Below are 13118 nucleotides of genomic sequence, written 5' to 3'. Positions count from 1 at the left end.
ATCATGAAAGTTTTACAGTTTATATGTTCAACTGGTTTTTATGGTGCGGAACGCTGGGTACTGGCGCTGTCCAAACATTTACCGGATTCGGTAACCAGCGAACTTGTCGTTACCCAGGAGCCCGGCACGGAAGAGCTGGAACTGGTAAAACAGTTTGCCCCCATTGGCACTACCCACCGTCTGGCAATGCAAAACCGCTTTGATGTTGGTGCCGTTGGGAAACTGGCTGCACTGATAAAAGAGCGGCAAATCGATGTGCTGCATACCCATGGTTACAAATCGGACATCATTGGGGTCATGGCAGCCAGAAAAGCTGGGATCCCCTGTGTGGTCACTCCCCACGGTTTTGAAAACGCCGCAGATATCAAACTTCGTGCCTTTATCTGGCTGGGCTGTCTGGCCATGAAGTACGCCGCCAAAGTGGTGCCTTTGTCCCGCCAGTTAATGGAAGACGTCAAAAAATTCAACATCCCTGCCAGTAAACTGGCCTACATACAGAATGGTGTCGATCTCTCCGAAGTGGAAGCGGTGCGGTTGACCAAACAGCCCAAACCCGATGAGCAGGTTAAAACCATTGGTTTTGTTGGCCAGATGATCAGCCGCAAAAACATTCACGCCATTCTGGACTGCTTTGATACTCTTTATCGCAAACGTCAGGATATCCGCCTGGTGCTGCTTGGCGACGGTGATGCGCGCCCCGCACTGGAAGAATACTGCACCACACTTAACAGCAGTGCGGCGATTGAATTTCTGGGGTTCCGTAATGATCGCCTCGCTTTATTGCGGGATTTTGACCTGTTCGTAATGACCTCCACCCTGGAAGGCATTCCGCGCTGCCTGATGGAGGCCTGCGCAATGGAGATCCCGGTTTCAGCCTACAACATTGCAGGCGTTGATCAGCTGATCACCAACAAAGAATCCGGGTTACTCGCCACCCTGCATGACCAGGAGCAATTGCAGAAAGACTGGGAATGTCTGCTGGATCAGCCCAAATACGCTGCGCAACTGGCCACCAACGCCAGAACGTTTGTTGAAACCCATTTTTCGGCTCAGCGTATGGCAAACGAATATTACGAATTGTTCCGCGAGCTGGCAGAAGAGCAAGTTGATGCCTAAACCCGACGTATTGTTTGTCCTTACGGTAGACACCGAAGAAGAATGGCAGTGGAACGAGGCTTTTCCGCGCGACAACTGCTCGGTACAAAACGTACAGCAGTTGCCGGCATTTCAGCATCATTGCCGGAATCTGGGTATTCGCCCAACGTATTTTGTAGACTACGCCGTGGCTCAGGACCCTGAGGGAATGGCCCATCTGGGCGATTTTGTCAAAAACCGCGAAGCAGAAGTGGGTGCTCACCTTCATCCATGGTGCAACCCTCCGTATTTTGGGGAAACCACTGAAGTCGAATCCCATGTCATCAACCTGCCCGAAGAACAGGTAATTCAGAAACTCGACAGCCTGACCCAAATCATCAGCCAGAACATCGGCGTCGCCCCGCGCTCTTTTCGCAGTGGTCGCTGGGGCATCAACGCCCGGACCCTGCAACTTCTGGCCGCTCGGGGCTTCCAGGTGGATTCCAGTGTGTATCCTTTTTACCGCAACGAGTTTTTCAGCTGTGAGGGTGCGCCAAACCGCCCCTACTGGCCCAGCACAACAGATGCACTGAGTGAAGGAAGCCAGCGTAATATCATGGAAATCCCTGTTACCGCGGGTTTCAATCACAAGCATTTTTCACGCGCAGCAGGCTTGCACAATACGTTGTCTTCTCCCGCGCTGGCTTGGACAAAACTGGTGGGGGTGCTGTGGCACACCCGACTGCTGCGCAAGCTTTATTTAAGCCCGGAACTTACCTCCGCGCAGGACATGAATACCCTTATCGACACCAGCCTGGCGAACCAAAGCCCGGTTATTCATATGTACCTGCACAGTTCCAGCCTGTTGGATGGTGCCACTGGCCTGCTGGATGTGCAGGATGCCTTCACACGCATCTGTAAGCGCATTGCTGCTTCGGTGGCTTACTTACAAACCCGCGCCAACGTGCGATTTTGCACCATATCAGAGGCCTCGGTACTGCTGCGCCAGTCTTCTGAGCATCCACCTCAACACCTCAGGGAGGCGGAAACAGCGTGAATAATCCGACTGATTTTTACTTAAAACCAGCAACGCCCACCGATTCTATAGCGTGGAACGCCTATGTAGCTGCAGATCCACTCGCAACGCCCTATCACAGGTTCGAGTGGCAACGGGCGGTCAATCAGGCTTACGGCCATCCCATTGCCGGTTTGATGGCGCTCAGCAAATCCACCAATGCGGTGGTTGGTGTGTTGCCGGCAATACAGATGAACATCCCGTTCGCAGGCAGAAAAATCTGCGCTCTGCCCTACTGTGATGCAGGTTACGGGCTGGCAGACAGCCCTGAAATACTGGCCGCTATGCGAAATGGGCTAATCGAATTCAATCAGCGCCAGTCCGGCAAGTATGTTGAAATCCGCGATGTCACCCAGACGCCGATGGACTCCGGCGCCATGCAGGGCCAGAAAGTGCGGATGCTGTTAACGCTGCCCGAAAGCAGTGAAGCCCTGCTGGCCTCCTTCAAATCCAAGCTACGCAGCCAGATTCGTAAAGCGGAGAAAAATGGCCTTACCGTCAGTCTGGGTACCCAAAGCGAGTTTATCGAGGCGTTTTATCAGGTTTACGCGCGCAATATGCGCGACCTGGGCTCGCCCGTGCACAAACAGGCCTGGTTTGAGCAAATTATCCGGCATTATGGTGACAACGCGCTGATCAGCGTGGTGTACAAGGGCGAACACCCAGCCGGCGCCGGACTGATCCTCAAAAATGGCAGTTCCGCCTGCATTCCCTGGGCATCCACCCTGCGTGAATACAACCCGCTGGCGCCCAATATGCTGTTGTACTGGTCGTTACTTGAGCATTGCGCCGATAACGGCATCAGGCTGTTTGATTTTGGCCGTTCAACCTATGAAGAAGGGACGTACCGGTTCAAAAAGCAGTGGGGAGCAGAACCGCAACTGCTGTTGTGGAAAAAATTTAACCACCAGGCACAACCACTGGCTGACTCGGGGCGCGAAAGCGGCAGCGGCTCACTCAGAGCAATGGTGGAAAATACATGGCGCAAATTACCCTTAGGCTTTACCATAAAAGCCGGCGCATTGATCAGGCCTTATATCAGTTTGTAGGAAGCAGTTAAGATGTGTGGCATAGCAGGATTCAGCCAATTTAACGGTTTGGAAGGAAATGAAGCAACGCTCGAAGCGATGGGTCAGGCCATTTACCATCGGGGGCCAGATGCCGGCGGGATTTATCTCGATGACCACATCGGCCTGTGCCACCGCCGTCTGAGCATACTCGACCTCTCAGAAGCCGGAAACCAGCCTATGTATTCGGCTGACGGCAATCTGGTTATTGTATTCAACGGCGAAATCTACAACTTTCTTGAGCTCAGAGCAGAACTGGAAGCCGAGGGCCACCAATTCAACAGCCACACCGATACCGAAGTCATTCTGGCACTGTATGCCCGGGAAGGTTCGAACTGCCTGGCAAAGCTCAATGGCATGTTTGCGTTTGCCATCTGGGACAAAACCACAAAACAGCTTTTTATCGCCCGGGATCGGCTGGGCAAGAAGCCTCTCTACTACTTCAGCCACAATGGCCGCTTTGCTTTTGCATCTGAAATCAAAGCCCTGCTCACATTAAATGATATTCCCCGCGACATTCGTCTGGATGCGGTATACGATTTTTTTGCCTACCAGTACGTGCCAGACCCCAAGAGCATTTTTAAGCATATCCATAAACTGCCACCCGCCCACTACCTGCAACTGGATGCCAGTGGCATGTCCATACACCAGTACTGGGACCTGAGTTTCGCCCACACTTCCCATCTCAGTGAAGCGGAGCACTGCGAACAACTTAAGGCGCTGCTTGAGAAAGTCACTCGGCAACGCATGGTGAGTGATGTGCCTCTGGGGGCTTTCCTGAGCGGCGGCGTCGACAGTTCCGGCGTGGTGGCCATGATGGCTGAAGCCAGCGGGCAAGCGGTCAAAACCTGCACCATTGGTTTTGACGATGAAAAATACAACGAAGCCGACTTCGCCCGCGAAATTGCGGAAAAATATCATACCGAGCACCACGAATTTACCGTACACCAAAACGTAGCCGAGCGGTTGGAACACATTGTCAGCTTTTTTGACGAACCCTTTGCAGACCCTTCTCTGGTACCCACGTTCTTTGTTTCAGAGCTGGCCCGCAAGGCCGTTACGGTCGCGCTGGCAGGCGATGGCGGCGACGAAATGTTCGCCGGTTACGAAAAATACACCACCGATGACATCGAGAATAAGCTACGCAACAAATTCCCTGAATCTGTCAGGAAGACGCTATTCCCCGGGCTAGCCACGCTGGCAGGAACAATTCCTGGTTCCATAGGTAAAAAGGCCAAATCCCTGCTGACCAGCCTGAGTCACGACCCGGCTATGGGCTTCTACATTACCAACAGCCAGATGACTGACGATATTTGGCAGAGCCTGGTGAAACCCGACATTGGTCAGCAACTGCAGGGCTACCACCCTAGCCAGCTCACTGTTGATTTCTACAACCAGGCGGATGGCCCGGACCATTTGAGCAAAATTCTGTACACCGACATCAAAACCTATTTGACCGGCGGAATTCTGGTAAAAGTGGACCGCACCAGCATGGCCAACTCGCTGGAAGTGCGCGCGCCGATCCTCGACTATCAGGTGGCTGAATTTGCCGCCAAACTTCCGGCAGAGCAAAAGTACAATCAGGGTGAAAAGAAATACCTGCTCAAGGAAGTTTTTAAGCCATTCATACCCGAATCCTTGCTGTACAGAAAGAAAATGGGCTTCTCAGTGCCGCTGGCAGAATGGTTCAGAAACGAACTGAAACAAACCGCAGAAAAGGCTCTGCTGAACTCTGAAGGCGGACTGACGGAAATCTTCAGCCAGTCGGCGATTGAAAAGCTCTGGAACCAGCATCAGTCCGCAAAACAGGACCACGGAGCCGTGCTCTGGAGCATGCTGATGTACCAGATGTGGTGGAACAAATATGCCGCGTAGCAAGGTACTCCACATCACCTACGACATGCGTATTGGCGGTACGGAAATGGTGATCAAAAACATCATCGAAGGCACTGACCCTTCAGAATTCGACATGTCGATATTTTGCATTGAAGCCCCTCTTGGGCCCTGGGGTAAAGAACTGCAGGAAAGCGGCATTGCAATCACAACCCATGAACGGCAACCGGGCTTTGATACCAGTTTGGTAAAAACTATCCGCAAGCACATCCTAGAAAACCAAATCGATGTGGTGCACTGCCACCAATACACCCCCTGGGTGTATGGAGCGCTCGCCGCGGCTTTTACCAAGGCAAAAGTGATATTCACCGAGCATGGGCGTTTTTATCCGGATTCGAGTTCCTGGAAGCGCAAACTGGTCAACCCGCTTCTGATGAAGTTCACCAACCAGGTAACCGCCATCTCCAAAGCTACCAAGGAAGCGTTAGTCGAGTTTGAATACATTCCCAGAGATAAAATCGAAGTTATCTACAACGGCATAAAGCCGCTGGAAGTGGATATGAGTAAGGTGCCCGAAACCAAAGAAGCTTTGGGGATCCCGAAAGACGCTAAAGTACTGGGCACCATCGCCCGCTTCGACCCAATTAAAAACCATGCAATGATGCTGGATGCATTTGCCCTGGTCCTCAAGGAATTCCCTGATACCTGGCTGGTAATGGTCGGGGATGGCGATGAAAGGCAAAACATTGAAGCAAAAATTGCCAGCCTCGGTATCGGCCACAGAGTTGTTCTCACCGGCTACCAGCCCAACCCTGCGGACCTTCAGGCGGCAATGGACATCTTTCTGCTTTCATCGCTGAGCGAGGGAACTTCTATGACATTGCTAGAGGCAATGTCGCTGGGCAAACCCTGCGTGGTTACCGACGCCGGAGGCAATGCTGAAATTATTAAGAATTCCGTAAACGGCTTTGTTACCGAAAACCAGAATGAACAGCCGTTTGCCGCTGCAATCAACCAAATCATTCATAGCAATAGCCTGAGTGCAGAAATGGGCAGCAAGGCTGAGCAGCGATTCTACAATAAATTTCCTGTGTCACAGATGTCACAAAAATACTGTTCTCTGTACAGTGCGCTGAACTGATATGCCGTTCAATATCCCAACAACCCAAGCAAACATTTGCCGCTGGTTTTCAACCCGGGAGCCCGCCGTTGGTTAAGCTGATCACCATCCTGGCCATGCTGGCCGCAATGCTTTCCCTGTTATCGCTGCCATGGCTCGCACCTGGGCTGTATGCCCTGTACTCCATTCTGCAGCCCCAGTTTGTCTGGTTCTGGTCATTCGAGGGCCTGCCAGCCTTCAAGTTTTTTGCCGGTCTTGTATTGCTTTCCTGGCTCATTCAGGCGTTTAAAAGCAACATTGATTTCAGCATCTATAAACTGCCGGTAAACAAAGCACTGATGTTGCTTGCGCTGATGGTAAATCTGTCTCACTGGTTTGCGCCCTACCCCGGAGGCATCCCCGCAGATCTTTTTCAGGAACTGTTCAATACCATCATTTTATTGTATTTCGCCTGCCTTCCATTGCTTACCAATGAGCGGGCACTCAAGTTTCTGGGTTTCAGCTTCTTATTAAGCGGCGCTTATTACGGCTTTGACGCCAACCTGGCTTATTTCACCGGAGACTGGAGCCATTTTCAGTCTGGAAGGCTTACCGGGCCATCAAAAGGCGCCTACAACGACAACAATAAATTTGCTGTTCTGTTTGTCGTCTGCGTTCCTTATGTCCTGCTGGGCTTTTTCCATTTTAAAAACATTGTGATAAAAGCGACCATGGTTTTGGCGCTGGGGTTGATCATGCACAGCATTCTTATGACTGGCTCCCGGGGCGCGCTGCTGGCACTGGGCGTGGCGGTGCTGCTGTGTGCGCGAACGGTAAAATCCAAATTTTTCACCTACTCGATTATCGCCGGGTTTCTGGTTGTCGTTATTTATCAGGGCGGCAATGTACTTAGCCGATCGCAAGAGATGGTGACAAATTCCAGCGCAAGTACCCAGGAACCCATAAACCCACGGATTGTCTCCTGGCTGGTCGGTAAAGATTTGATACTCAATCACCCCATTCTGGGTGTGGGTCTGCACCGCTTTAAAATTGCTTCGGACATTGAATATCCGGGCCGCTCTCCCCACGTTGCGCACAACACACTGATCACCTTTGCGGCAGGCAGCGGGATACTCAGCGGCATTCTGTATCTGTATATATTTGTGTGCGCGTTTCGAATGCACAGACACACACAAAACAGTTCCAAGGATGAAACAATTCGCTATTACTCCAATGCTGCATTTATCGGCATGGCTGGATATTTTGTCGGTGCATTATTTTTGGATATGTTGGTGTTTGAACCCTTTTATTATCTGCTTATGTGTTTGTGCATCTGCTATTTCAACACCATACGGCACAGCGCTGGTACAAGCCAGGAACCTCTGGCGGCAACCTGAATGAGCATGCAAACCACGCTTGGAATTAACCTTTGGGAACGGAGAGGCCTATGGTCGGCAAATACAATATAACCATGTTCGCCTACAACGAAGAAAAAAACATCGCGCGTTCAGTATCGAGCGTCTTTGCCAATGTTGACGCCTCTCTGGGTTACCTGACCGTTATTGCGAATGGTTGCAGTGACAATACCGTTACGGTTCTCAATGAGCTTAAACAAAAGCAGGGGCTTGAAAAACTGCGAATCGTCGACCTGGAACTGGGTGACAAGTGCAATGCCTGGAACCACTACACACATAACCTGGCAGATGACGCAGATGTGCATTTTTTTGTTGACGCAGACGTCTGCTTTTCACAAAACAGCTTTACACAACTTGCACAGACCCTGTTGCAAACACCGGATGAAACCGTTGCTGTTGCAGGCATGCCACTTTCCGGCAGAAATCTCGATTTCTACCGCGAGCTCATCGTTGAGCGCTCCTGCTTTTTCGGAAACCTGTATGGCTTGAAACGCCAGTTTCTTGAAAGAGTGAGGGAAGACAGCTTCAGACTGCCCATAGGTCTGAACTGGATTGATTCCTTTCTGACCAAAGCGGTGAATACGGACCTGAAATTCTTTAATTACAATCTGCCCAACCGGGTGACTTACAAAAATAACGTTGGCTACGAATTCGACAGCCTCTCGGTCTTCAAACTCAGCGACATTAACCTGTATATCAACCGGATTGCACGGTATGAACTGGGCAAAATTCAGGAAATCTACCTGGAGCAATTGAGTGTTCAGGATTGGCCCGCGGATATGTATGAAATCAATTGTAAAATTGAGCAAAATTTCGTTTCCGACACCGCACACCTAGGCAAAGTAAAACGGTACCTGGTCAGAAAGCGCCTTGCGAAGCTCCTCAAAAAAGCCAGGCCAAATACCGGGGTATTAAAGAGTGCGTCAGCACAAAACCGTTGAGGTACTCAGACCTGAGTACCTCAACAATCAAATAACAGAGTTAGTTTCAAGGTAGATATTTTTGTGCCGCAATTGAAGAAAGGTCTGCTGGCCAGTATTTTGTCCGTCGCCCAGTCGTTCATCGAAAAATCTGTGGGCCTGATAAGTACCCTCGTACTGGCCAGGGTGCTGGTGCCCGAGGATTTTGGTCTGGTTGCCATGGCCACGATATTCTTTGGTTTTGTATCCATACTGGGGCAGACCGGTGGCCAGCACTATCTGCTGCGGGCCAATGACATTAATGACGACATGCTCAACACCAGCTGGACCATCAACCTGGCCCTCAAAGCGTTAATCGCTGCGGTAACGGTAGTATCGGCCCCCCATGTCGCCGACTATTTTGGCGATGTACGCCTGACACAAATTCTGTATTTTTATGCATTTACCACCGTGGTCAGCGGGTTGGAAAATCCAGGCCTTAACCTGTTGCGCAGAGAGCAGCACTTGCTGCCCATTGTGATCAACAACCTGTGCGGTAAGGTTCTCGCGGTCGCCAGTGCCATATCAATTGCGTTGATTTTCGAAAGCTACTGGGCACTGGTCATCGGGCAGTTTATTTCCATTCTGACCAAGGTCACAGGCAGCTATTTTGTTCACTCCCACCGGCCAAGATTCTGCCTGACAAATATGCGGGAACAATTTGGCTTCTCGATCTGGTTAATAGCCCAGGCCTCTCTTGGATACGGACGTACTCAACTGGATACATTCCTGGTTGCGTCCGGCTTTTCGCAAAACCAGCTGGGGCAGTACAATGTAATGAAATACATTGCCTTCCTGCCCAATATCCTGGTGCTTGGCCCGGCCACTGAACCCCTTCTCCGGCAGTTGTCGTCCATTAAAGATTCAGCCGAACATTTCAGAACCAGCCTGAATGTTTCTACCTTCACCGCATTGCTAATTGCCATTCCGGTTGCCGTTTTCTGCTACACCAAAAGCGAACCGCTGGTGGAATTGTTACTTGGTAACCAGTGGGTAGAATATGCCTATCTGTTCTCACTGTTTTCCTTGCTCATTCCGGCTTTTGTTGCCTTCCATCAGGCCAACAGGCTGATGATCATATACGGTCATACCAAGTACATATTCATTTATGAAATCTTTGCCTTTACTGGCATTTATTCCACCTTGTATCTCGCCGGGCTGGACAACCTGGTTCTGTTTACCGGCATCCGAGTTTCGCTGGAAAATGTGTTCAGTTTCAGTTTATTGATTGTAACAGTCAGCGCTTACACCGGGCCTCGCAACCTGTTTCGCATGCTGCTGCTGTTTATTCCACTGATTTTATCCGCCCTGTTCAGCCTGGAGTTCATGGCTTTGCTGCCCGACATGCCGGATTCACCGGTGATTATAGAACTAATCCTGCATGGTGGGGCCTACGCGCTGGCATACGGTCTGTTTTCGATAACCTATGTTCTGATGCTGAAAAAACACATTGGTGAATTTTCAACCCTGTATAACTATGCGCAAAAAATAGCAGGTGCTCTGGGTAACAAGGCAAGCAACAAGAGGTTCAGTGATAACAGGATACAAGCGGGTAAACAACAGGGTTGAACAATGCCCGCCGCTGCATAAAGACAGGTTTGGTTACAGAATAAAACGCTCCCGCAAAAAGGGGCCGTTCTAACAGATACATAAGGTAGTTGGCGGTTTGATGAAAAACGTATTCTTCGCTCACAGTGTCAATGTTATTGGTGGTGCAGAACGTGTCACCCTCTCTGTTATGGAGGGCGTGAAAACTCACTATCGTTGCATCATGCTGGCTCCTGATGGTGGTGAACTGGGACTCAAAGCGCAGCAGTCCGGGGCCGTTTTTGAACCCGTTAGCTGCGGCCAGGCAGAAATTTTACATCCTGTCCGCACGTTACGGCAGTTCGCCCAATATGCGCGGCTGATACGCAAATATTCACCAGAAATTGTGCATACCGGTGACCTTCTGGCTTTCAGAAGTCTGCAACCCATTTGTAAACTGCTGAAAATTCCCATGGTTTGCCACGTGCATTTTCCCTACGACAAAGGCTTTATGAAATGGGCCTTTGACCGCACATCCCCGGTTGCCAGTTTCATATACTGCAGTGAAGAGCTCAAAAGCAACCTTAGCCCGTTTCTGTCCCAATTGGTTCCGGCGGCAAGGCACACGGTGATACATAACGGCATCAACACCGAGGATTTTTCGCCGGGCAAACCCCGTAGCGAAGACCAACCGCTAAACGTTGGTATTATTGGCAACCTGCAAAAACGCAAAGGCCATGAGGACTTTCTCAATATGGCCCGAATAATTGTCCAAAAGGGGTTGCAGGTGCGCTTTCATATCATTGGCGGTGACATTCTGGAACAACCCCGTGAACCACTGCTCAAAGCAATGGCGATAAAACTCAACATTGACCAGTATGTTGTTTTTCATGGCCAAGTAAGTGATGTGAGGTCGCTGTTGGCGGATCAGGACATTATTGTGTGCGCTTCCCATGAAGAGGCCTTTCCCATTACCATTCTAGAAGCCATGGCCTGCGCCAAAGCCATTGTCACCACCAACGTTAATGGCATTCCGGAGGCACTGAATAAGCACACTGGAATACTGGTTCCGCCTCATTCGCCCGCAGAGTTGGCCGAGGGCGTCATTACCCTTATCGAACAACCTGCCCTGCGTGCAAACATTGCACAAAATGCCCGCGAAAGAGTAGTTGAGAATTTTGATCAGTCGCTGTTTATCAAACAGATCCTTAATCTGTATGAATCCACACTTGTACCAGCAGGAATATGCCACGATGCCTGACCCTAAGCCCGTTTTCAGTATCATCATGCCCGCATACAATCGGGCATCACTAATCGAATCTGTCACCAGTGCGATTTTCAATCAAAGCTACAGCGACTTCGAGTTGATTGTGGTTGACGACGGCAGCACAGATAATACTCTTGAGATTCTGGACTCCATCAAAGACAAGCGGTTGCGGGTTATTGCCAAAGCTAACTCCCGCCAAACCCAATCCAGAAGGATTGCCTGTGAGCATGCCAAGGGGCAGTACCTGGCTTTTTGCGACAGCGATGATCTATGGCACCAGGATTACCTGCAGACTCTGTTAGACGTTTTCGAACACCAACAGGCAGAGTATGTATTTACCAATTACATTGTAACTGGTGAAGGTCGGCCGCGAATCGACACCAGTAAAGATCTCGTACAACAGTGGCTGGCAGACAACAGCAATCTAGTAAGCGATTCAGTATACCACTTTGATGACCTCTACCTGGCGTTGCTTGATTATCAGCCCATATTTACGTCCTGTCAGGCATTAACCGCAGAGCACTACCGTAAGATTGGCGGTATCTCCGAAGGCATCAATAATATTGAGCGCAATACGGTGCTGACGTCTGAAGACAGCCATATCATAAGGCGCTCCGCCCTCACCAGGCAGGCTTATTTTGTCGACCGTACGCTGGTCACATTGGGGAGACAGGGTGATAACATGTCGCATTCCTTTGTGTCCAATTTACGGGGTGGGCGGTTCATTCTTGAAGATATCCTGAGCAACACAAAGCTATCTCAGCAACAGTACGACAAAACAAAAGCGGAAATCGCCAGTCACACACGGCAGATTGCCTTGCAGCTGTATTACCAGGAAGACCGCAAAAGCTTCATCAACTTCTATAAAAGCAGCAAAAAAGCGGAGTTGAGCTGGAAAAGCCACCTTCATTTTGTGCGGGCATTGTGGAGAAACGTCGTCAGTGTCGGATAAAAAAATCGCAGTGTGCTTTTTTGGTATTACCCGGTCGCTGTCTCATACCATTGCCAGCATAAAAGAGAATATTCTTGAGCACGCATCCCGGCTTGGCAATTCAGGAACCTTTGCGCATTTTTTCGATCAGGCTTACATAGACAACCCAAGAAGTGGCGAAAAATCCGGTCTGAACCGAGACGAATACCAGCTTCTGAACGCAGACAGAGTGTTACTCGAACCGCCAAAAAATATTCTATCCAATCCCAAATTCGAGGAAATCTGCCGCTTTGGTGACCTGTACGACGATAAGTATCAGTCATTACAAAACCTTTTCCACCAACTCTGGTCTTTACACTGCGTCACCAATCTGGCGATGAAATGGCAACCGGATGTGGTGATTTTTGCCCGCCCGGATTTGCGCTATCACGATTCACTCAGCCCCCTTATCGCTAAAGCACTGAAATCAAAGTCACCGATGATTCAGTTACCTAACTGGCAACACTGGAAAGGCGTTAACGACCGATTTGCTGTCGCGAACGGCCATTCGGCTATCCAGGCCTACGGCAACCGATTTACTCAGGTTTTAGACTACTGCCGCCATAACCACACACCACTTCACAGCGAGATGTTTCTGAAATACGCGCTGAGAAACGAAAAAGTGACGTGCTTTTCCCAACGGGCATCCAGAGTGCGGGTTAGCGGAGAGGTCCGCGATGAGCAATTCCAGCACCATAAAATAACCGCGCTTTATAACTCTGTGGCAAAAACATTCAATTTGGAAGCGGATAACCCCTGGCTGGCAAAATTGGCCTGGTATAGTCAACGTTTAGTATTTGGTAACCCATACAAATAGCCGTTTTCCAGATGT

General features: G+C 50.2%; 11 protein-coding genes. All 11 read left to right on the top strand.

The window, feature by feature from the left end:
• Window positions 1–3: 3 nt before the first annotated feature.
• The gene (locus DXV75_RS01705) at window positions 4–1116 is read left to right on the top strand and encodes a glycosyltransferase (protein ID WP_115591491.1); all 1113 of its coding nucleotides are present in this window, start codon (window positions 4–6) and stop codon (window positions 1114–1116) included.
• Entirely contained in the window at window positions 1109–2131 is a 1023-nt protein-coding gene (locus DXV75_RS01700) for a polysaccharide deacetylase family protein (RefSeq protein ID WP_115591490.1), read from the top strand. Before DXV75_RS01705 ends, DXV75_RS01700 begins: the two co-directional genes overlap by 8 nt.
• Window positions 2128–3198, top strand: coding sequence for a GNAT family N-acetyltransferase (locus DXV75_RS01695; RefSeq protein WP_181898321.1), 1071 nt, complete (start codon window positions 2128–2130; stop codon window positions 3196–3198). Before DXV75_RS01700 ends, DXV75_RS01695 begins: the two co-directional genes overlap by 4 nt.
• A 12-nt stretch (window positions 3199–3210) precedes the next feature.
• The gene (gene asnB / locus DXV75_RS01690) at window positions 3211–5091 is read left to right on the top strand and encodes an asparagine synthase (glutamine-hydrolyzing) (RefSeq protein ID WP_115591489.1); all 1881 of its coding nucleotides are present in this window, start codon (window positions 3211–3213) and stop codon (window positions 5089–5091) included.
• Window positions 5081–6190 (top strand): glycosyltransferase, encoded by a 1110-nt coding sequence (locus DXV75_RS01685; protein ID WP_115591488.1) that lies wholly within the window; start codon window positions 5081–5083, stop codon window positions 6188–6190. Before asnB ends, DXV75_RS01685 begins: the two co-directional genes overlap by 11 nt.
• A gap of 68 nt (window positions 6191–6258) precedes the next feature.
• The gene (locus DXV75_RS01680; RefSeq protein ID WP_115591487.1) at window positions 6259–7545 is read left to right on the top strand and encodes an O-antigen ligase family protein; all 1287 of its coding nucleotides are present in this window, start codon (window positions 6259–6261) and stop codon (window positions 7543–7545) included.
• Window positions 7546–7595: 50 nt separating this feature from the next.
• Window positions 7596–8504, top strand: coding sequence for a glycosyltransferase (locus DXV75_RS01675; RefSeq protein WP_115591486.1), 909 nt, complete (start codon window positions 7596–7598; stop codon window positions 8502–8504).
• A 63-nt stretch (window positions 8505–8567) separates the two neighbouring features.
• The gene (locus tag DXV75_RS01670) at window positions 8568–10091 is read left to right on the top strand and encodes an oligosaccharide flippase family protein (protein ID WP_181898320.1); all 1524 of its coding nucleotides are present in this window, start codon (window positions 8568–8570) and stop codon (window positions 10089–10091) included.
• Between the two features lie 100 nt (window positions 10092–10191).
• Window positions 10192–11310: a glycosyltransferase gene (locus DXV75_RS01665; protein WP_115591484.1), complete on the top strand. Its 1119-nt coding sequence runs from the start codon at window positions 10192–10194 to the stop codon at window positions 11308–11310.
• Window positions 11303–12268, top strand: a complete 966-nt coding sequence (locus DXV75_RS01660; RefSeq protein ID WP_181898319.1) for a glycosyltransferase family 2 protein — start codon at window positions 11303–11305, stop codon at window positions 12266–12268. Before DXV75_RS01665 ends, DXV75_RS01660 begins: the two co-directional genes overlap by 8 nt.
• Window positions 12258–13103: a hypothetical protein gene (locus tag DXV75_RS01655; protein WP_115591482.1), complete on the top strand. Its 846-nt coding sequence runs from the start codon at window positions 12258–12260 to the stop codon at window positions 13101–13103. The genes DXV75_RS01660 and DXV75_RS01655 overlap by 11 nt, the downstream gene beginning before the upstream one ends.
• Window positions 13104–13118 lie beyond the last annotated feature (15 nt).

It is taken from the genome of Alteromonas aestuariivivens (assembly GCF_003367475.1).
GTDB classification, from domain to species: domain Bacteria; phylum Pseudomonadota; class Gammaproteobacteria; order Enterobacterales; family Alteromonadaceae; genus Alteromonas; species Alteromonas aestuariivivens.
The sequence above is the reverse complement of the archived record's forward strand: the minus strand, read 5'-3'. Positions and strand labels throughout refer to the sequence as shown.

Excerpts from the sequence above, each read along its gene's own strand:
- DXV75_RS01675 (WP_115591486.1), top strand. The coding sequence starts at position 7,596 with ATGGTCGGCAAATACAATATAACCATGTTCGCCTACAACGAAGAAAAA.
- DXV75_RS01700 (WP_115591490.1), top strand. The coding sequence starts at position 1,109 with ATGCCTAAACCCGACGTATTGTTTGTCCTTACGGTAGACACCGAAGAA.
- DXV75_RS01660 (WP_181898319.1), top strand. The coding sequence starts at position 11,303 with ATGCCTGACCCTAAGCCCGTTTTCAGTATCATCATGCCCGCATACAAT.
- DXV75_RS01665 (WP_115591484.1), top strand. The coding sequence starts at position 10,192 with ATGAAAAACGTATTCTTCGCTCACAGTGTCAATGTTATTGGTGGTGCA.
- asnB (WP_115591489.1), top strand. The coding sequence starts at position 3,211 with ATGTGTGGCATAGCAGGATTCAGCCAATTTAACGGTTTGGAAGGAAAT.
- DXV75_RS01685 (WP_115591488.1), top strand. The coding sequence starts at position 5,081 with ATGCCGCGTAGCAAGGTACTCCACATCACCTACGACATGCGTATTGGC.
- DXV75_RS01705 (WP_115591491.1), top strand. The coding sequence starts at position 4 with ATGAAAGTTTTACAGTTTATATGTTCAACTGGTTTTTATGGTGCGGAA.